General features: G+C 51.7%; 21 protein-coding genes. All 21 read right to left on the reverse strand.

The window, feature by feature from the left end; genetic code table 11:
* Window positions 1-50: 50 nt before the first annotated feature.
* The 21 genes from ACW44H_RS16480 to ACW44H_RS16580 all read right to left on the reverse strand — a co-directional run bounded on the left by ACW44H_RS16480 (window position 51) and on the right by ACW44H_RS16580 (window position 18777).
* Window positions 51-1487 (reverse strand): pilus assembly PilX family protein, encoded by a 1437-nt coding sequence (locus ACW44H_RS16480; RefSeq protein ID WP_457505621.1) that lies wholly within the window; start codon window positions 1485-1487, stop codon window positions 51-53.
* Window positions 1484-1969: a PilW family protein gene (locus tag ACW44H_RS16485; RefSeq protein ID WP_457505622.1), complete on the reverse strand. Its 486-nt coding sequence runs from the start codon at window positions 1967-1969 to the stop codon at window positions 1484-1486. The genes ACW44H_RS16480 and ACW44H_RS16485 overlap by 4 nt, the downstream gene beginning before the upstream one ends.
* Window positions 1969-2397 carry a type IV pilus modification protein PilV gene (gene pilV / locus ACW44H_RS16490; protein WP_457505623.1) on the reverse strand — a complete coding sequence of 143 codons (429 nt, stop codon included), beginning with the start codon at window positions 2395-2397 and terminating at the stop codon, window positions 1969-1971. Before pilV ends, ACW44H_RS16485 begins: the two co-directional genes overlap by 1 nt.
* A complete protein-coding gene (locus tag ACW44H_RS16495; protein ID WP_457505624.1) occupies window positions 2394-2975 on the reverse strand; it encodes a pilus assembly FimT family protein in 582 nt (193 codons plus the stop codon). Before ACW44H_RS16495 ends, pilV begins: the two co-directional genes overlap by 4 nt.
* Window positions 2962-3357 (reverse strand): type IV pilin protein, encoded by a 396-nt coding sequence (locus tag ACW44H_RS16500; protein WP_457505625.1) that lies wholly within the window; start codon window positions 3355-3357, stop codon window positions 2962-2964. Before ACW44H_RS16500 ends, ACW44H_RS16495 begins: the two co-directional genes overlap by 14 nt.
* A gap of 81 nt (window positions 3358-3438) precedes the next feature.
* Window positions 3439-4455, reverse strand: a complete 1017-nt coding sequence (gene ispH / locus ACW44H_RS16505; protein WP_457505626.1) for a 4-hydroxy-3-methylbut-2-enyl diphosphate reductase — start codon at window positions 4453-4455, stop codon at window positions 3439-3441.
* A 68-nt stretch (window positions 4456-4523) separates the two neighbouring features.
* Complete coding sequence (fkpB, locus tag ACW44H_RS16510) at window positions 4524-4970, reverse strand: FKBP-type peptidyl-prolyl cis-trans isomerase (protein WP_113269462.1); 447 nt, start codon at window positions 4968-4970, stop codon at window positions 4524-4526.
* 88 nt (window positions 4971-5058) lie between these two features.
* The gene (lspA, locus tag ACW44H_RS16515; RefSeq protein ID WP_457505627.1) at window positions 5059-5616 is read right to left on the reverse strand and encodes a signal peptidase II; all 558 of its coding nucleotides are present in this window, start codon (window positions 5614-5616) and stop codon (window positions 5059-5061) included.
* Window positions 5609-8479: an isoleucine--tRNA ligase gene (gene ileS / locus ACW44H_RS16520; RefSeq protein WP_457505628.1), complete on the reverse strand. Its 2871-nt coding sequence runs from the start codon at window positions 8477-8479 to the stop codon at window positions 5609-5611. Before ileS ends, lspA begins: the two co-directional genes overlap by 8 nt.
* On the reverse strand, window positions 8463-9560 hold the full coding sequence (gene ribF, locus ACW44H_RS16525; protein ID WP_457505629.1) for a bifunctional riboflavin kinase/FAD synthetase: 1098 nt from the start codon (window positions 9558-9560) through the stop codon (window positions 8463-8465). The genes ileS and ribF overlap by 17 nt, the downstream gene beginning before the upstream one ends.
* Before the next feature lie 65 nt (window positions 9561-9625).
* Window positions 9626-11209, reverse strand: coding sequence for a murein biosynthesis integral membrane protein MurJ (murJ, locus tag ACW44H_RS16530; protein ID WP_457505630.1), 1584 nt, complete (start codon window positions 11207-11209; stop codon window positions 9626-9628).
* An 83-nt stretch (window positions 11210-11292) separates the two neighbouring features.
* Window positions 11293-11559: a 30S ribosomal protein S20 gene (gene rpsT, locus ACW44H_RS16535; RefSeq protein WP_022521977.1), complete on the reverse strand. Its 267-nt coding sequence runs from the start codon at window positions 11557-11559 to the stop codon at window positions 11293-11295.
* A 260-nt stretch (window positions 11560-11819) separates the two neighbouring features.
* Window positions 11820-12665, reverse strand: coding sequence for a 3'(2'),5'-bisphosphate nucleotidase CysQ (gene cysQ / locus ACW44H_RS16540; protein WP_457505631.1), 846 nt, complete (start codon window positions 12663-12665; stop codon window positions 11820-11822).
* A 21-nt stretch (window positions 12666-12686) separates the two neighbouring features.
* Entirely contained in the window at window positions 12687-13442 is a 756-nt protein-coding gene (locus ACW44H_RS16545) for an amino acid ABC transporter ATP-binding protein (RefSeq protein WP_457505632.1), read from the reverse strand.
* Window positions 13439-14107 carry an amino acid ABC transporter permease gene (locus tag ACW44H_RS16550; RefSeq protein ID WP_457505633.1) on the reverse strand — a complete coding sequence of 223 codons (669 nt, stop codon included), beginning with the start codon at window positions 14105-14107 and terminating at the stop codon, window positions 13439-13441. The genes ACW44H_RS16545 and ACW44H_RS16550 overlap by 4 nt, the downstream gene beginning before the upstream one ends.
* An 83-nt stretch (window positions 14108-14190) precedes the next feature.
* A complete protein-coding gene (locus ACW44H_RS16555; RefSeq protein WP_457505634.1) occupies window positions 14191-14961 on the reverse strand; it encodes an amino acid ABC transporter substrate-binding protein in 771 nt (256 codons plus the stop codon).
* Between the two features lie 175 nt (window positions 14962-15136).
* Complete coding sequence (locus ACW44H_RS16560; protein WP_457505635.1) at window positions 15137-15847, reverse strand: hypothetical protein; 711 nt, start codon at window positions 15845-15847, stop codon at window positions 15137-15139.
* Window positions 15848-16101: 254 nt separating this feature from the next.
* On the reverse strand, window positions 16102-16401 hold the full coding sequence (locus tag ACW44H_RS16565) for a flagellin (protein WP_457505636.1): 300 nt from the start codon (window positions 16399-16401) through the stop codon (window positions 16102-16104).
* Window positions 16402-16426: 25 nt separating this feature from the next.
* The gene (locus ACW44H_RS16570) at window positions 16427-16927 is read right to left on the reverse strand and encodes a flagellin N-terminal helical domain-containing protein (RefSeq protein WP_457505637.1); all 501 of its coding nucleotides are present in this window, start codon (window positions 16925-16927) and stop codon (window positions 16427-16429) included.
* 96 nt (window positions 16928-17023) lie between these two features.
* A complete protein-coding gene (locus tag ACW44H_RS16575; protein ID WP_457505638.1) occupies window positions 17024-17728 on the reverse strand; it encodes an acylneuraminate cytidylyltransferase family protein in 705 nt (234 codons plus the stop codon).
* A complete protein-coding gene (locus tag ACW44H_RS16580; RefSeq protein ID WP_457505639.1) occupies window positions 17725-18777 on the reverse strand; it encodes a nucleotidyltransferase family protein in 1053 nt (350 codons plus the stop codon). Before ACW44H_RS16580 ends, ACW44H_RS16575 begins: the two co-directional genes overlap by 4 nt.
* Window position 18778: the final 1 nt, after the last annotated feature.

The raw sequence follows: 18778 nt of genomic DNA on the forward strand, positions 1-18778 counted from the left end.
GATAACGCGCCCCCTGGGCTGTGGCGAATGGCGGTTTATCAATCATAGAGCTACTCAATCACTACCCATTCTACTTCACTTTCTTCATTACTATCCCCAGAAGCTTGATCTACTTCAAAGCTACCTTCACCTATAATTCTGCCTGCCCCACTCACTGTTACCCTATTTCCCCAAACAGCCCCTCTCAAACCACCGCTACCACTAATATCCACGTTCGCATATGGAGCATAAATCATTGCCATCACTTGTGAGGAGCCATTAATAATTACATTCCTATCGTTAGGCCCTCTGTTTTCCTTAACAGAATAAATCATGAACTTTGGTTTACCGTTTTCAATTACTTGCAAGTCTTGCATTTGAAGAGAGCTTTCCATATAAGTATTTCCAGTAACGATAACTGTCAAGCTACTATTAGCGTCAAATGTCAGCCCCTTTCCTCCACCTCCTCCAAGTCTCAAATCTCCGTCCACTATCAACACCACATTTTCGCCACCAGTTACGTTCAAACTGCCATTGGTAAGATTAAAGTTTTTCGTTCTAATAACAGGCGCATCATTTTTGAGGCTTGGGATATCAGACATGTCATAATTCATGGCTTCCGCCATTATCTGATAGTCCTGCACATTATATGATTGATCATAAGCAACTAAGCCATTTTGACTAATCGCTGCATCAACAAGCGGATACGAACCAACAAGAATATTTTGATAGGCAAAGGGACTTTTGGTTAAGGCTATCGTTTGTTGATCAATCCTTTTGTATAATTCTTTTATATTGAATGGATCATCGATATTAGGACCTAAGCTTACACTCTCATTATAATTTTCAGCCTGCTCAACATCCCACCAGTCTGGATAAACAATATTTCCTCCAGCATCTATTGAATCTGGTGAAGTGGCTCCTCCACTTATTTCCACATTACCGCTTGTTACAATGCCACCAGAAACTCTCGCACTTCCCGTTAAAGAGACCCCACCATTTCCAGCGGTAATAGCGCTTTTACCGACATTAACAGGACCATCGTCTTCTGGTGGGATAGAGGTGCTTTCTTTTTCTACAATAGCAAGAAAAGCAATAGCGATATAATCATCAATATTACCGCTTGGCATATCGCGCACTTGACCAATTACTAAGTCGGCATTTCTACCATCCTCTTGCAAACAGCCACCGTGATAATAGCCTATGATCGAATTTTCGTTATAGCTTTCAATCTTTTTGAAATCAGAAAACCGGTCTTTTTCGTTAATTCTTTCTCTCAAATCAGAACAAGATATAGCGCTAGAATCAGGATACTTATTATAACTATCTTCTTTAATACGCTCCGCTGCCCCATACTCAGCTGCCATCTGTGCAATGATCGTAGCCCTATAATTACCCGCTAAACGCTCATCAATCAACGCGCTCTGCATGCCTGACATGCCTAACATTAGCGCGCCAGCGAGCAGTGCCATAACAATCACTAATGCTGCACCTTGCTGCTGTTTCATGAAGTAGGCTCTTCTGGTGAGATCGCTTTATTTCGCTCGCTGATGGTAAAGGTAATTTGATCGCACGTGGCATCCACACCTTCTCGGCAATCACCAATGGCCAATGTGACTATATGAGACACACCATCACCAATGGATTCAGAAAGCGTCGGACAGGCTGTCTCTTCATCAACTTGGGCAAGATCAACTATTGGTTGGCTTTGAGCCTCATCCTGCAGAACACAGTAATGACGCGTACCGCTATCAGAGCTTCGCTCATCTGCGACGATAGCGTAGTTACCAATATTTCCTTTCCGACCCGCTTCAGTCAGAGTGCTTACCGCAAAAATTAATGTCTCTTGTTTACGACTGACCTTGTCAACGGTTTGAAACGTTTGAAAAGTCGTTAAAAAAAGTTGACCAGCCCCCAGGATAATCACTGTGCCGATGGCCATTGCTACCATTAGCTCCACTAGGGTAAACCCGCCTTGGCGCTGTTTCATTACTGCACCTCGAGCCTTGGGAGACGAAATGTGTAGTCGAAACGATCATTCTCGTCATCACCAAGTACCAGCACCACATTAAAACGGCATTTGTATTCGCCGTTGCCTCTGCCGATGCTGCTTTCGCCTTTTTTGGCATTGCGAAGCGGGTTTTGGTCATTATCCGTAAACCAATCATCTTTCCACCCTTCCTCAACAGCTAATCTGTCGATATCTTCACAGGTTTCGCCAGAGTTTAGTGCAACCAGCTGCGCCCAAAGCCGTTCCTGTGCATCCACAGCCGCCACGCTTGCCACTGATCGCTGATAGCCTGCATTGGCACTTTGCAATGCTTTAAGCTGCATGGCCGCTACACCGATCAGGCCAATGGAAAGAACCAACAACGCGATGAGCGCCTCTATTAGGCTAAAGCCATATTGTTGTCTCATGGCTCGCCTCTACGGATGCTGCCTGTCGTATTAATAACAAGCGTCACGGGGTCGATGTCGTCTTGTTGCGGATTGAGCGTAATGCGACAAGGGGTGGAAGTGTCAGCACGGCAGCTATCAATATCTGCATCACCTAAACTTTGAAAAGTGAGCAAGAACGCTTGATCTGGCTTGGTTATATTAGATGCCTGTCCTAACCGCAAAATCTCATCGATCGCATCGCTTTTGGCTACCCAATAACACCAATCCGAGTAGCGATAGGTGGTGTTTTCTTCACCACTTTCATTAGCCTCTTGAGCGACTTCGTTATTTCTACAAGATTCAGGACGGCGATTTGCCGTCGCGGCATTGGGAGGTGAAAAGATGACGGATACATCACTACGCTGTTTAATCGCCTCGCTGCGCGCAAAACTCAGAATAGAGATCATTTCGTTGACGTCGCCCGTTAACTGCTGGCGAGCGAGAAAACCGGCAAACGCAGGCACCGCCATAATAGCGATGATCGTTGCAATCATTAGCGTGACTAACAGCTCAATCAGGGTAAACCCGAGTTGCTGCTTCAGTTTACCAACAACCATTGGGCAACCTTTCACCGCTCGAACTTAGGGTAATATCGCCTGTACACCCATCACTCTGCTTTGTTTTTGCAGTCAGCAGGTAGCCATTACCATTGATGCTTTTCGAGATTTTATAATTGTTTTCCGGGGAGTTCTCACTGAAGGTACAATCGCTATACGTATATGAACGTGTATAGCAGCGCTCAAGTTCGGAGGCAGCCTGCATAAGGCCAGCATGCGCATCGGTGCGCACTGATTTTTGTACATAACGGGTATAACTGGGGTAGGCAATAGAGGCGACAATGCCAATAATCACCAGCACAATCATTAACTCAATGAGGGTAAAGCCGCGCTGGCCCTTCAAGAAAGAACGGCCAGTGGAAGGATGAGAAACATAAGACACGCGGCTTTGCTCCTGTATTAGTCGACTCATACCGTTTCAGTATGTCGCAAACTAATACGCTTTGCATCACGATTCCATTTCTTAGCCGCTCACAATTACCTTTTCACGTAGCTCCTTGGGCATAGAAAACGTGATGGTTTCTTCGCGGCCCTGTAACTCTTCGGGCATCGATGCACCAAGGCTTTGCAGCTTAGCGATCACGCCTTTTACCAGTACTTCGGGTGCACTGGCGCCAGCGGTCACCCCGACACGCGCCACATTTTCCAGCCACTGCGGGTCAATCTGTTCGGCGTTGTCAATCAAGTAGGCGGGGGTACCCATGCGCTCAGAAAGCTCCCGCAAACGGTTTGAGTTTGAGCTATTGGGGCTGCCCACCACCAACAATAAATCACTCTGCGCGGCTAGCTCACGCACGGCATCCTGGCGGTTTTGTGTGGCGTAGCAGATATCGTCATTGCGTGGCCCTTGGATGTCAGCGAACTTATCCCGCAGGGCGTCGATCACCTTGGCGGTGTCATCCATCGACAGCGTGGTTTGGGTCACAAAAGCCAGTTTGGTAGGATCACGCACTTCCAGTTTAGCGACATCTTTCTCGTCTTCTACCAAGTAAATGCGTCCACCGTGTGAGGTATCATAGCGCCCCATGGTACCTTCTACTTCAGGGTGGCCTTCGTGACCGATCAGGATGCACTCCTGCCCTCGTTTGGCGTAGCGCAACACTTCCAGATGCACCTTGGTGACTAGCGGGCAAGTGGCGTCAAATACCTTCAAACCACGACGCTCAGCATCAGCTTGTACCGCGCGGGAAACACCGTGGGCAGAAAAGATGACAATGACATCGTCAGGCACTTCGTCCAGCTCTTCAACAAACACGGCCCCGCGGTCGCGCAGCGTTTCGACCACAAAGCGGTTATGAACGACCTCATGCCGGACATAGATAGGCGGGCCAAAGACATCAAGGGCACGATTAACGATATCGATCGCGCGATCCACACCGGCGCAAAAGCCGCGTGGATTAGCCAATTTAATCTCGATGGGTTGTGCCTGCTGCGCACTGGAAGATTGAGTGCTTGGTGACTGCGTGCTTGGTGAATGCATTAATAGCGCCTTGATGCGAAACCGCATCTGCTTAGTGAGTTCGATCGCCGCCAGTTAGTGGGCTGAGCTTAATGGGTGGTCACCGGCTTAACGTCCAGCACCTCTACCTCGAAGGTGAGCGTGCGGCCCGCTAAGGGATGATTGAAATCCACCTCAATACGATCACCGTCAATGGTTTTGACCACGCCTGGCAATTCCGTTCCCGCTTTATCGGCAAACGACATCACCATGCCAATTTCTGGCGCTTCATCGCCAAAGTCTGCGCGTTTCAATGTCTGAATATTTTGTGGGTTATGCTGGCCGAAAGCATGTTCAGGGGTTATCTGAAAGGTAGCCTCTTGGCCTGCAGACATGCCTTTAATAGGATGCTCAAAACCGGGCGGAAGATTGCCATCGCCAAACTCGAAAGTGGCCGGTGCTTTCTCTTTTGTAGAGTCCACTAAGGTGCCATCTTCCAGCTTTAAGGTGAAGTGCAGCGTCACTTCCATGCCATCGTCAATACGGTAGTCGCTCATTACCATCCTTACCTGTCTATAAATGACTTTTCGTGAATGTCTTCGCGTTAGGGCAGACCGCTATTAACAGACCTTCATGACCAGACCGTTATGAAACGTTTCCGTGCGTTTTTTTGCGCCGCCGCTCACCCATAATAGATTCCCAGATTAAAGCGACTGCCCCCAGGGTAATCGCAATATCCGCCACATTAAACGCCGGGTAGTACCACCCAGCGACGTGGAAGGAGAGAAAATCGACCACATAGCCATGCACCAAGCGGTCATAGAGATTCCCCAGCGCACCACCGATAATCAACGGCAGCGCTATCGCCAACAGTTTTTCATCGTGTTTGATACGTGTGAGCCAAATTGTTAAGCCTACCGTCGCGCCAATCGCAATAATGGCGAAAAACCAGCGCTGCCAGCCGGGGTGCGTGGCTAAGAAGCTAAACGCCGCGCCAGTGTTATGCAGCAGCGTCAGGTTAAAAAACGGCAACACTTCCACTGGCTGTGCATAACCCAACTGGCTGCTGGCCACGTATTTCGTGGCCAAATCCAGCACAATCACCGCCAACGCTAGCCACAGCCAACGCAACGGCCGCTGCATGGTCGGCCGTGCGCTTTCATCGCTAGGCGCGTTTGCATCAGGCGTGCTCTTATCAAGCATAGTAGCGAACCTCACCGCTGCCCTCGGGGAGGTTACTAATGCAGCGGCCGCATAGATCCGGATGTTCAGCATGGGTGCCCACATCCGGGCGATGGTGCCAACAGCGCTCGCACTTGGTGTTGTCACTCGCGTTGACCGCCACTTTCAAGCCTTCAAGCTCGGTGTCTTCAGCCTCACTCGCATCAGCCCCACTTACAGCAGCCAAGGGCCTCAACGTGACTTCACTGGTCAGCATGACAAAACGCAGCTCGTCACCCAGTTTAGCCAGTGTCGCCTGCAGCTCATCACTGACGTACAGCGTCACTTCGGCCGCCAAGCTGCCCTTAATCACTTTGGCATTACGGGCATCTTCCAGGCACTTATTCACCGAGTGTTTGACTTCTAACACCTGCTCCCAGAAAGCACGGCCCAGCTCGGCATCCTCATCCAGAGCGCCAAGGTCAGTGTAGTAGGTCTCGAGCAGCACGCTATCGCCGCGCTTACCTGGGATGTTCTCGTGGATCTCTTCAGCGGTGAAGGAGAGAATCGGCGCGATCCAGCGGCTCAGCGCTTCCACCACGTGATAAAGCGCGGTTTGCGCGCTACGCCGTGCCAGCGAATCGGTTTGTGTGGTGTATTGGCGGTCTTTAATGACATCCAGATAGAAACCGCCCAGTTCCCGGGCGCAGAAGCCGTGCACCTGCTGGTATACATCCAGGAAGCGGTACTCTTCGTAGGCTTTTTCGATCCGCGCCTGCAATTGGTGGGCACGATCCACCACCCACTGATCCAGCGCCAGCATATCGCCAAACGCGACTTGATTACGCTCTGGATCAAACCCGTTAAGGTTTGAAAGCAGGAAGCGAGCGGTGTTACGAATCCGGCGATACACGTCTGACGTACGCTTCAAAATCTCGTCGGAGACGGCCATTTCGCCGGAGTAATCGGTGGAGGCGACCCACAGGCGCAGAATATCGCCGCCCAGTTTATCCATCACTTCCTGAGGCGCCACCACATTGCCCAGTGACTTGGACTGCTTGCGCCCCTGGGAATCAACGGTAAAGCCGTGGGTCAGCAGCTGACGATACGGCGGGTGACCGTCAATCGCCGAGCCAGTCAACAGCGACGAGTGGAACCAACCACGGTGCTGGTCAGAGCCTTCCAGGTACAGATCCGCCCGCGGGCCGCTTTCATGGCCGTGAGGGTGCGAGCCGCGAAGTACGTGGCGGTGCGTGGTGCCGGAATCAAACCAGACATCCAGCGTATCGGTGACTTTGTCATACTCCGCCGCTTCCGCGCCCAACAGTTCAGCCGGGTCGAGTTTGAACCAGGCATCGATGCCTTCCTGTTCAACGCGCTTGGCAGCCTCTTCCATCAACCCAACGGTGCGCGGGTGCAGCTCACCGGTTTGCTTATGCAAAAAGAACGGGATCGGCACGCCCCAGTTACGCTGGCGCGAGATACACCAATCGGGGCGGTTGGCGATCATGCTGTGCAGGCGGGCCTGCCCCCAAGCGGGCGTAAACGCGGTGGCTTCGATGCCTTCCAAAGCGCTTTCACGCAGCGTTTTGCCATCTTTGCCTTTAATATCCATGCCCACAAACCACTGCGCCGTGGCCCGGTAAATTACCGGCGTTTTGTGCCGCCAGCAGTGCATGTAACTATGTTTGATCGGGATATGCGCCATCAGCGCGTTCACTTCGCGCAGCTTCTCGACGATATTAGGATTAGCCTTCCAGATCATCTGGCCGCCGAAGAACGGTAAATCATCTGCGTAAACACCGTTGCCCTGCACCGGGTTGAGCATGTCGTCGAACTCCATGCCATGCTCGCGGCAGGTCAAAAAGTCATCCATGCCGTAAGAGGGTGCGGAGTGCACAATACCGGTGCTACCGACTTCAGACTCGACGTAATCCGCCAGATAAACGGGCGAGAGACGATCGTAGAACGGATGGCGGAAATTAATCAGATCAAGCTGCTTGCCTTGGGTAGTGGCAATCACCTCGCCTTGCAAACCAAAGCGTTCCAAGCAGCTTTCCACTAACTCTTCTGCTAGCAGTAACAGGCGCTCGCCAGTATCGACCAACGCATAAGTAAACTCAGGGTGAACGTTCAGCGCCTGGTTGGCGGGGATGGTCCACGGTGTGGTGGTCCAAATCACCACCGCCGCCGGCTTAGCCAGTTCAGCTAAGCCAAACGCAGCCGCCAGCTTGTTGGCGTCTTCTACCGGGAAAGCCACATCAATAGCATCGGACTTTTTGTCCTGATACTCGACTTCGGCTTCCGCCAGCGCCGAACCACAGTCAAAGCACCAGTTGACCGGCTTCAAGCCTTTAAACACGTAACCCGCATCGACCATCTCGGCCAAGGCACGAATCTCGCCCGCTTCGTTGGCGAAATCCATGGTGCGGTACGGATGATCCCAATCGCCGATGATACCCAGGCGTACAAAATCAGCCAGTTGGGTTTCAACCTGGGCACCCGCGTACTCCCGGCACAGCTCACGAGCGTGTTCCGGCGCCAGGTGCTTGCCGTGAGTGGTTTCGACTTTGTGCTCAATGGGCAAGCCGTGGCAGTCCCAACCCGGCACATAAGGGGCATCGAAGCCGGCCAGATTCTTCGATTTAACGATAACATCTTTCAGGATTTTATTAACGGCGTGACCAATATGAATACTGCCGTTGGCGTAGGGAGGGCCATCGTGCAATACAAACAGCGGCGCACCTGCGCGCGCTTCACGCAGGCGCTGGTAAATATTCATGTCCTGCCACTGGGAAACCCGTCCTGGCTCTTGCTTCGGCAGCATGCCGCGCATCGGGAAATCAGTTTCAGGCAAATTCAGCGTGTGCTTATAATCCATGGTCTGGTCAGCCGTCGTTAGCATCGGCGGCATCATCCGCCGAATAAGAATCAGAAGAAATCGTATTTGAAGACGCCGCATTTGAAGACATCGCCTCACGCCCAAGCGGGGCCGAAGCCAGCGGAAGAGAATAACGTTGATCAGTCCTGCCATCTTCAGCACTGTCTTGGTCGGCCGCTGCCACCATTAAATACTGGCGAGCACGGTCCTGGTCACGTTCAATTTGCGCTTTAAGTGCATCAAGGTCATCGAACTTGACCTCGCCCCGTAGGCGCGTACAGGGGTATACCGTCATGCGTTGACCGTAAAGGTCGCCGGTAAAATCCAGCAGGTGTACTTCAAGTGTCGGCCGATCTGCACCCACCGTGGGCCGGAAACCAACATTTGCAACGGCCGGGTAGCGTTTGCCGTTTGCAAGTTCCGCCACCACTGCAAAAACACCGCGCAGCGTTAACGGCTGTGGTAGCAACGGCAGATTGGCGGTGGGCACGCCAAGCGTACGCCCCAACTGCTGGTCGCGTACCACACGGCCATGTAACGAGTAGGGGCGGCCCAATAAACGTGCCGCGGCAGAAAAATTCCCGCTGGCCAGCAAGGTACGCACTCGCGAACTGGAAACTCGCTCGTCATCCACAGTAAAAGTGCGCGTGTGCTCTACGCCGAAGCCTTGCTCACGGCCCACTTCCGCCAGTAGGGCAAAATCACCACGGCGATCGCAGCCAAAGCGGAAATCATCGCCCACCACCAAGTGCTTAACGCCTAACCCATCAATCAGCACTTGGTCGATAAACTCGCGCCCGGTCAGGCTACGCAGCGCGTCGTTAAACGGCAGAACCAGCACTTGTTCGGCGCCAAAGTCGCGCAGTAGCCGCACCTTCTCACGTAGGCGTGTTAACCGCGGCGGCGCTTGATCACCGGCAAAAAACTCGCGCGGCTGGGGCTCGAACACCACCACTGTCAGCGGCACACGCCAGCGTGCGGCATGTTCACGGCACTGCTGAAGAATGGCTTGATGACCGCGGTGCACACCATCGAAGTTACCGATCGTCGCAACGCAGCCACGATGAGCCGCTTTCAAGTTGTGCAGACCTCGAATGACGCGCATGGCACCTCAGCCAGTGGGAGGACAAAGCCTCTGATTATAACGAACCTACACGCTAGGGTGCAGCGTTATGAGTGCATTTTAAAATGACGAACGCGTAAACCCAGTGCTGCCAGCCACGCGAAGTAGAGTGAGCCGCCCAAGATGACCAGCCCAGTGACCCAGCTTACCCGCTGCCAAAGGCCAAACGTGAGCCACGCCTGCCAATCGGGCGCTACAAAATAGAGTGCCGCACACATCAAAGCGCTGCCACCCAGCAACTGCACAGAATAACGCTTCCAGCCCGGCTGAAAGACCAACACACCTTGCTTATACAGCAAGTAACCCAGCAGGCCAGCATTCAAGAATGCCGACAATGCGGTCGCCAACGCCAACCCAGCATGGGCCAGCGGCCAAATCAGCAGTAGATTAAACACCATGTTAGCGACCATGGCGACAATGCCAACTTTTACTGGGGTTTTGGTATCTTGACGAGCAAAAAAGCCCGGCGCCAACACTTTGATTAACATAAAGGCCACCAAGCCGAAGGCGTATGCGCGCAGGCTCATCGCTGCCATTTGGATGTCGTTATCGGTCATTGCGCCGTAATGAAATAGCGTAATCAGCAGTGGCTCGGCCAATACCGCCAGTGCTAGCGCCGCAGGCAAGCCTAACAGCAATACAATCCGAATCGCCCAATCGAGCATGGCGGCAAAGTGCTCTTTGGACTGTTCCGCATGGCGCTTAGAGAGCGCTGGCAAAATAACCGTCCCTATCGCTACCCCAAACACACCCAGCGGCAACTCCACTAAACGGTCAGAGTAATAGAGCCACGACACACTCCCCGCTGCCAGCAATGAGGCCAGCACGGTATCCAACAGTAGGTTGATTTGCGATACCGACACCCCGAACAGCGCTGGCCCCATCAGCCTTAGAATGCGACGCACGCCCTCATGGGCAAAGTTTGGCCACGGTGTGGGCATCAGCCCTAAACGTAATAAAAACGGCACCTGAAAAACCAGCTGCGCAGCCCCAGCGATCAACACGCCCCAGGCCAGCGCCATGGCGGGCTCTTCCATAAGCGGCATTAAAAACAATGCCGCACCAATCAGTGAAAGATTAAGCAGCACAGGGGTAAATGCGGGTACTGCAAACCGATTCCAAGTATTCAGCACGCTGCCCGAAAAAGCGGTCAGCGAAATCAGCAATAAATAGGGGAACGTTAAGCGCAGCATATCGGCGGTCAGCGACAACTTTTCCGGTTCACTACCAAAGCCGGGGGCAAACACCCAAATGAGCCACGGCGCGCAGAGCATGGCCACGGCCGTAATCAGCGCCAGCACTGCCGTTAAGCTACCGGCAGTGGCATTCAATAGTGCGCGTATCTCCTCCCGGCTTCGCTGAGTAGAGTATTCCGAAAGCACCGGCACAAACGCCTGGTTGAAGGCCCCTTCGGCAAACAGACGGCGCAAAAAATTAGGAATCTTAAACGCCACGAAAAACGCATCGGCGCCATCCCCCGCCCCTAACAAGGTAGCGATAACTACATCGCGCGCCAGCCCCAGCACCCGAGACAGCATAGTCATCGCACTGACGACGATACCTGAACGCATAAGCCCGCGACGGACCACGTTAGTGCCGGGCGTCGAGTTGGGTGTTTTTATCGCCGTCATAAGCTATCCAGAAAAAGCATCAAGGAAAATCATCCAGGCACAAAAAAACCGGCCGTAGCCGGTTTTTTATGGCGCCTGCCGGCTTACGCCGCCAGTGCCTTAATACGCTTGTTCAAACGGCTCTTCAGGCGAGCTGCTTTCTTCTTAGACAGCACGTCTTTGTCAGCAATACGGTCAACGACCGGTTGCATTGCCTTGAACTCTTCCATTGCCTTGGCGTGGTCGCCGGTGCCGATCGCTTTCACTACACGCTTGATGTAGGTGCGGACCATGCTGCGCTGGCTGGATTTCAGGACGCGACGGTTCTCGGCCTGGCGGGCGCGCTTGCGAGCTTGCTTGCTGTTCGCCACAGGGTATCTCCTTGGAGAATAAAGGTTGCCATTTTACCGGCAACGAAATTAAATATGTGTTCGTCGGCTGCGCTATCACAGCTCGACATTTCCGCAACATGACACTTCTATAACCACTGGCCTATCGCAACCAGTTGATTTGGCAGGTTTTAACCCTGCCAAAACGTACAACAGGCAGTTAAATGAAGCTGCCCATTCACGGGTCTTGTCTGAGAGGATGGCATAGTCTATCACGCACTAACCGTGCTTGCCAGCGGTTGTCAATACTGTACGCCAGCCTTAGTACTCTCTTTAATCCCCTCTTTAATATCCTCTTTGCCCCACACTACAAAATCGGGGTTAAGCACCTGCAGGGGATTAGCATAGCTTAAAGGTTGATCTTCCAGCGTGATCACTCGACCACCGGCCTGTTCAACAATTGCCTGGGCAGCAGCCGTATCCCACAGGCTGGTTGGCCCGAAACGCGGATATACATCTGCTTTACCTTCAGCGATAAAGCACGACTTTAGCGAACTGCCCATGGGCTGAATTTCATATTGTCCCAGTGCCTCTAGCCACGCCTTCATACGCGGGTCGGAGTGCGAGCGGCTTCCCAGCACTCGCCAGGGCTGCCCTACTAGCGGAGGCGATGACGCCTGGATGGCCTGCCACTGCCCATCAACAGAGATCTTAAACGCGCCCAAGCCTTCGGCGGCTAGGTAGGTAAACGCCAAAGCAGGTGCCACCACCACACCCAACACCGGCTGCCCTTTGGCGATCAGCGCAATATTGACGGTGAATTCATCGTTACGCTTGATAAATTCTTTGGTGCCATCCAGCGGGTCTACTAGCCAATAAAAGCCCTCGGCGTTAGCGGCGCTAAAGCGCTGGGTATCCTCTTCAGAAAGCACCGGCACTTCAGGCGTAAGCGCCTGTAAACCACGCGCAATAATCAAGTGAGCCGCTGTATCCGCTTCGGTGAGCGGGCTATTATCGTCTTTAAGCTCAACGGCGAACTCACGACTATATACCTGCATAATCGCCTCGCCCGCCTCGCAGGCTAGTTGCTCAACACTTTTCAGTAACGCCTTAGTGATAGCAGGCACTTTGTTAGCGGAAGTGGGCATGTTGACCTCAGCAAGTCGGCTTTATGGCATTGCCTGCCCGGTGGGTGATAATATTTTGCGCAAGAAATGGCGCGTGCGCTCGTCTTTGGGTGCGGTAAACAACTCTTCAGGCGGGGCTTGCTCGACGATGCCGCCTTCGTCCATAAACACCACCCTATCCGCTACTTCCCGGGCGAACTGCATCTCATGGGTAACCACAATCATCGTTTGGCGCTCTACGGCCAGCTGCTTCATCAGGCTTAACACTTCTTCAACCCACTGCGGATCAAGCGACGACGTAGGTTCATCAAACAGAATCACCTCGGCATTCGCCGCCATGGCGCGGCCAATCCCCACCCGCTGTTGTTGGCCGCCCGAGAGCGAAGCCGGGTAAGCATCGGCTTTTTCCGCTAGGCCGATGCGTTCCAGAATTTCCCTGCCCCGCGCATGGGCTTTGGCCTTTGGCAGCTTGTCCACCACAATCATCCCTTCGCAAATATTCTCTAGCGCGGTTTTGTTGGCGAACAGGCCATAGTTCTGGAACACAAACGCAGTACGGCGGCGCAGCGCTAAAATGTCCGCCCGGCTGGCATGCTGCGTATCAACACTCAAGTCACCCACCTGCAACCGCCCGGCGTCTGGCTTTTCAAGGAAGTTAATACAGCGCAGCAGCGTTGACTTACCCGTACCGGAAGGGCCAATAACTACGATGATCTCGCCCTTGGAAAGGCTCAAATCAACATCTTTAAATACCGTGTGGCCACCGAAGCGCTTGGTAATGCCTTGCAGCGAAATCATCGTTGGTAGGCCTTATTCAGGTAAATTTCTAACCGACGCTGCCCCCAGGAGAGCACTTCTACTACCGCCCAATAGATTAGCGCCACCAGCAAGAACGCCTCCAAATAGAGAAAGCTGCCCGCAGCCTCTTTTTGCGTAGCCCCCATCAACTCGGTAACCCCGAGTGTAAAGGCCAGAGAGGTCGCCTTGATCATATCGATGAAGTAGTTCATCAATGTGGGTGTCGCCACACGTGTTGCCTGGGGCAAGATAATGCGACGCATCAGCTGTGATTGAGTCATGCCGATGGAGAGCGCGGCTTCGGTCTGGCTGCGGTCAATACCGACGATTGCAGCACGAATGGACTCGGCCATATAGGCAGAAAAGTGCAGCGTCAGCCCCAGCACCGCAGCGGTAACACCGGTAATCGCGATCAACGAACTAATCAGTTGCGGCAAGCCGTAGTAGAAGAGGAACAGTTGAACCAGCAACGGCGTACCGCGGAAAAACGAGATAAATAGCAGCGAAAACCCATTTAACACCGGCACTTTCGATACACGAACCACCGCCAGTAGGCACGCCAGTATCAGCGCAAAGAACATGGCGATCGTCGCCATCTGAAGCGTGAGCGGCAGATAGCGCAGCAGAACCGGCAACAGCCCCCACATATATTCAAGGTTAAGCATAATTTTTAAACATAAGTTAGACCGCTTATAAGCAAGCGGCCGTGGCAATGCCACGGCCGCATTAAATCAGGGTAGCCTAAACGTTACGGCTGGGTGATATCCGTATCAAACCACTTTTCCGATACCTCACGTAGCTCGCCATTATCGCGCAACTCGGCAAGCGCTGCATCAACACGCTCACGCTGCTCCCGGCCCGCTTCGTCATCGCGGAACGGCAACGCGTTTTCAATCGTCGAGAACGGCTGACCCGCCAGTTCTAAAGGCAAGCCTTTCTCTTTGATGACTTGTGTCGCACTCACGCGGTCCATCACAAAGGCTTCTACCCGGCCCAAGGCTACATCTTGCTCAATGTTAGACTCGTAGGTGCGAATATCTATTTCATCGGCGTTCGGCTGTTCACGCAGTAGCTGTTCGTAGTTGGAACCCAGGTTCACTGCCACGCTTTTGCCGGATAAATCTTCGACGCCCTGAATAGAATCATTACCCGCTCGCACCACGACCTGTGCGCCGTCATATACATAGGGTTCGGTGAAGGCGTACTTGGCTTCGCGCTCTGGTGTAATCGTTATTTGATTGGCAATGGTGTCGATACGGCCAGATTCCAGCATACCGGCCAAGCCCGAGAAGCTCGCAGTCACGAACTCGATGTCATCACCGGTTATCTCACCCACGGCATTCATCACATCGACTTCAAAGCCCTTAAGCTCATCCTGCTCCACAAACGTAAAGGGGAAATAACCGCCCGACATGCCCACGCGCAGCGTATCGGCTTGGGCAGAAGCGGCGAACACACCGCTAGCAACGCTTAAAGAGAGCGCAGCGAGGGTAATATTGAGCTTACGTGATAGTGGCATGATTCTGTTTCCTCGTTGGTGGATAGCCCGACGATACGAATGACCGCATAGAAAGCCTGCACAGAAAGCCATGCGGATGTAATGGCTGCCATCTTACCCCCACGACAAAAACGAATAAAAGAATATTAAAGTTAATTTTTATTCTTATTTTGAATATATGGCCAGCCCTAGCGGGTTACTTGTGCTGTATAGCGTAGAACGTGCTCGCCGTGGCCGCTTGGCGCTGCGCATCAAATATGTCACCCCCAAGCGCCGCTAGCTCCTGAGTAAACGCTACAAATTTTTCAAGCTGTACCTTATCGAAACCGCGCTTACGCTTGGGCTTTTTGAGAATCACACTCACACCACTAATTAGTTGCTCTTCTTGCTGGAAAGAATCCGCGGACGGCATCACTCCTGGGGGGTAAGCATTAGTGACCAATACTGGATTTTGTGGGGTAACACCCGGCACGCTGTAAACCTGCATCACAGCGTCGTAGTGGGCATCCCAGTTTTGCAGGGTCGTGTGTAACTTTTTATTGAGTGCGAGATCAGGCTGGTTAAACATTACAAAGAGTACGTGGTTAGCGTTATTGTCATCACTTTCAGGAACCACTTCTTCAACACTACCGTCTTCGGGTAGCGTAGAGGCGCTATTCAACTGAAGGGCAGCACTATTGATAGCGGCTTGATCAATAGCCACCTCGCCACCTAGGGACGAAGGCACATCGGGCTTAGCGGAAGGTGTCAATTTCTGCCCAGACCTCAACCACTCCCCGCCTCGCCACATCCCACTTTCCAGCACGCCTCTACCGCTCAGCATGTAGTACATAGCGACTACTAAACAATTAAAACTCAGCCAGCCAGCAGCAATCGCTAAGGTTATTGCCAGTTTATGCGGATCCATCGTTGGTTTCCCCGCCAAGTAAGAATACCTGATTTGTATTATTATCATTGCCCCTAGGCTCACTATAACTTACTTTTTATTGAACATACGAGCAAGATCGATTCTAGCGGGCATAGCCATTGGTGGGTGTGCTTACACAAGACAGCCAAGCCGATCCTTCATAGGCTGATGATCCACGTCCTACATTTAAGGCCATAAAAAATGGGACCGTATGCGGCCCCATTTTTACTATCGATTACCAAGCGGCTGGACAGTTAACCTAACAGAGAAAGAATATTCTGAGGAGTCTGATTGGCTTGAGCTAGCATCGAATTGCCCGCCTGCTGGAGAATCTGCGCTTTAACCATACTGGACGCCTCAATAGCGTAATCGGCATCTTCAATTCTCGACTTAGCAGCTCCCAGGCTCGCTTGCTCCTGGTTAAGGTTACCAATGGCAGACTCGAAACGATTGTTTAGAACCCCGTATTGACTACGATAGCCATCAACTTGCCCCACTGCCTGCTGAAGCTTCTGCATTGCCTCTAGGGCTTTCTCTTTAGGGTCCAACGCCACCCCTTCGAGCCCCAATGAATGAGTATCAGAAGGGGTAGGAGCAATTGTGATGGCAGCTCGGTAATATGAGGCGCGTTACCCAGTTTAACGAGTAATGGGCGCGGCTCAGCGGTGCGAGGGGTGTTTTCCCAAACGCCTCCGCGCTAAATGCTAGCCGGTCGATCTCCTCAGCGAGTTGCTGATACTCAGCATTGATTGAGGAGCGCTCAGCATCCGAAAGGGTATCTTTTGTGGATTGAATAGCCAGCTCGCTTGATCGCTGCAAGAGGGCGTTAATACTATCCAGCCTCCCTTCAGCAGTTTGCATCAGCGAGATGCCATCATTGATCCCACACGTTAAAGCCGAGCCGGCTCGAAGGTTGGACTCCATGCGGTTAGCAATAGCCTGCCCAGCGGCATCATCCTTTGCGCTATTGATAGGCAACCCTGATGAAAGGCGCTCGATAGCCGTCTCCATTGCAGACTGTGAGCGCTGGAGCTGATTCTGGCCGTTTAAAGAGAGCAGGTTTGTATTAATCACCGCCATCCTGATGTCCGTGCAGATAGTTCGTTACAATAGGTAACGGCAGAACCGATAGGAGTTTTAGGGTTTGTTGGAAACAATATCTATGCTTTGTAGCTTTCATTCAATAAGCATAAATGCTTCGCACATCTTAAAATCAAAGTAAGTGTCGATATCTATTGACCTTTCCTGTGGCATAACAAATGTTTTTGGTTTCTCAAAAATCATACTGCCTTTACTCATGAAGGCTAATCTATTAACCACATATATCGCACCATTAATTCTATATTCTTTTCTGGCCTCCTGTGAACGCGAGACACTAAGATCAAAGCCATGCAAGACACGGTCTTCTGATATCATTCCACACCAAGCACTAGGGTGCTCAAGTTCGCATACAGAAATAACATTATCAGCTTTTTCATTTTCAAAAAAATCGATAGCTCCTTGAATATCGCACGCTTTTCTTAAAGGAGAAGTAGGTTGCAATAGCAAAATCTGATTGGGGTATATTCCCATCTTAGAAAGCTGTAACAAGGCATGTTTAACAGCATCGACGCTTTTAGCAATATCTGAAGAAAGTTCAGGTGGTCTCTTTATTGAGATGACATTCTGGCTTTTATATTCATCAGCGATTCCTAACACTTCGTCATCATCAGAAGTAACCACTATCAAATCGATTGAATCAGCTTTTATGGCTTCATCTATTGACCATTGTATTAACGGCTTTCCTGCTAAAGGAAGAACATTTTTCCGTGGCAGTCGCTTGCTTCCTCCGCGAGCCGGAATGATAGCAAGAGTATCGATCTCACGATTACTTTTGCTCACTGTAAACTACCTGCTATGTCTTTTTGAGCACGTGAAAATTCTTCAATACGACCAATATCTAACCAGTATTCATGTATTGGAAACATATTAATCTTACGATTATTTGCTATTTCATTCTCAAGCACCGTTGGCATATCAATACGATGGTTATGAGTTACCCGCTGAAGCAGGACAGGATCTAAAAGATAAATGCCCGCATTAACAAAAAAGCGCTGAAGAGGCTTTTCAACCATTGATGTAATATGATGGCCATGGCTCTCAATCACGCCATAAGGCACTTGGTATTCATACTCGCGCACGCACATGGTAGCACTGGCTGGATGCGCCTCATGAAACTGAAGTAGGCTCTGAAAGTTGAGCGTTGTCAAAAGATCACCGTTCATCACGAATAACGGTTGATCAATCTCATCTTTAGGCAGTAAACCCAGCGCCCCTGCAGTACCTAACGGCTCACCTTCATGGATATATTGAATGCTAACTCCCCACTGGCTGCCGTCTCCGAAATGATCACGAATCATCTCAGGCATATAGTGCGTGGAGATATAAAAACGGTGAAAGCCCGCTTTAACAAAGCTCTCAAGAATGACCTGCAGAATCGGCTTTTCGCCTACTTTCAGCATCGGTTTAGGACAATCGTTGGTCAAAGGTCGCAGGCGTGTGCCAAAACCACCGGCCATAAGGAAAACAGGATTGTCTTGTGTTTGCTGGTTAAGTAGCTCATGCAAACTTTCCAGTCCAATGATGCGGTATTGCTCGTCGACTATTGGCAGCTGCAGCACTTGCTGTTGTTCCATCACATGGAGTAGACGCTCGCGGCTCCAGTCTAGTGTCGCCACCTTTGGCTGCGGATTCATGACTTTTTCAACCGCAGTATCCAAAGATTGATGCTTGATCAGCGCTCGCCGCAAATCGCCATCAGTCATCGTACCCAATAACTTTTGCTGAATATCAACGACCAGCACTATGCGTAACGCAGCGCGGTCAAGCACCTTGATAGCCTGTTCCAGGGTCGTACCAGGGCGCACCAACGCCGTTTCCCATTGTTTCATT

The organism is Vreelandella sulfidaeris Esulfide1 (assembly GCF_054072535.1).

What these genes read in the sequence shown, in the direction of transcription:
- ACW44H_RS16480 (WP_457505621.1), bottom strand. Translation starts at nt 1,487, where the DNA reads ATGAAACAGCAGCAAGGTGCAGCATTAGTGATTGTTATGGCACTGCTC.
- ispH (WP_457505626.1), bottom strand. Translation starts at nt 4,455, where the DNA reads ATGCATTCACCAAGCACGCAGTCACCAAGCACTCAATCTTCCAGTGCG.
- ACW44H_RS16485 (WP_457505622.1), bottom strand. Translation starts at nt 1,969, where the DNA reads ATGAAACAGCGCCAAGGCGGGTTTACCCTAGTGGAGCTAATGGTAGCA.
- lspA (WP_457505627.1), bottom strand. Translation starts at nt 5,616, where the DNA reads ATGCTTGATAAGAGCACGCCTGATGCAAACGCGCCTAGCGATGAAAGC.
- cysQ (WP_457505631.1), bottom strand. Translation starts at nt 12,665, where the DNA reads ATGCCCACTTCCGCTAACAAAGTGCCTGCTATCACTAAGGCGTTACTG.
- ACW44H_RS16570 (WP_457505637.1), bottom strand. Translation starts at nt 16,927, where the DNA reads ATGGCGGTGATTAATACAAACCTGCTCTCTTTAAACGGCCAGAATCAG.
- ACW44H_RS16560 (WP_457505635.1), bottom strand. Translation starts at nt 15,847, where the DNA reads ATGGATCCGCATAAACTGGCAATAACCTTAGCGATTGCTGCTGGCTGG.
- pilV (WP_457505623.1), bottom strand. Translation starts at nt 2,397, where the DNA reads ATGAGACAACAATATGGCTTTAGCCTAATAGAGGCGCTCATCGCGTTG.
- ileS (WP_457505628.1), bottom strand. Translation starts at nt 8,479, where the DNA reads ATGCTAACGACGGCTGACCAGACCATGGATTATAAGCACACGCTGAAT.
- ribF (WP_457505629.1), bottom strand. Translation starts at nt 9,560, where the DNA reads ATGCGCGTCATTCGAGGTCTGCACAACTTGAAAGCGGCTCATCGTGGC.
- ACW44H_RS16580 (WP_457505639.1), bottom strand. Translation starts at nt 18,777, where the DNA reads ATGAAACAATGGGAAACGGCGTTGGTGCGCCCTGGTACGACCCTGGAA.
- ACW44H_RS16550 (WP_457505633.1), bottom strand. Translation starts at nt 14,107, where the DNA reads ATGCTTAACCTTGAATATATGTGGGGGCTGTTGCCGGTTCTGCTGCGC.
- fkpB (WP_113269462.1), bottom strand. Translation starts at nt 4,970, where the DNA reads ATGAGCGACTACCGTATTGACGATGGCATGGAAGTGACGCTGCACTTC.
- murJ (WP_457505630.1), bottom strand. Translation starts at nt 11,209, where the DNA reads ATGACGGCGATAAAAACACCCAACTCGACGCCCGGCACTAACGTGGTC.
- ACW44H_RS16495 (WP_457505624.1), bottom strand. Translation starts at nt 2,975, where the DNA reads ATGGTTGTTGGTAAACTGAAGCAGCAACTCGGGTTTACCCTGATTGAG.
- ACW44H_RS16545 (WP_457505632.1), bottom strand. Translation starts at nt 13,442, where the DNA reads ATGATTTCGCTGCAAGGCATTACCAAGCGCTTCGGTGGCCACACGGTA.
- ACW44H_RS16555 (WP_457505634.1), bottom strand. Translation starts at nt 14,961, where the DNA reads ATGCCACTATCACGTAAGCTCAATATTACCCTCGCTGCGCTCTCTTTA.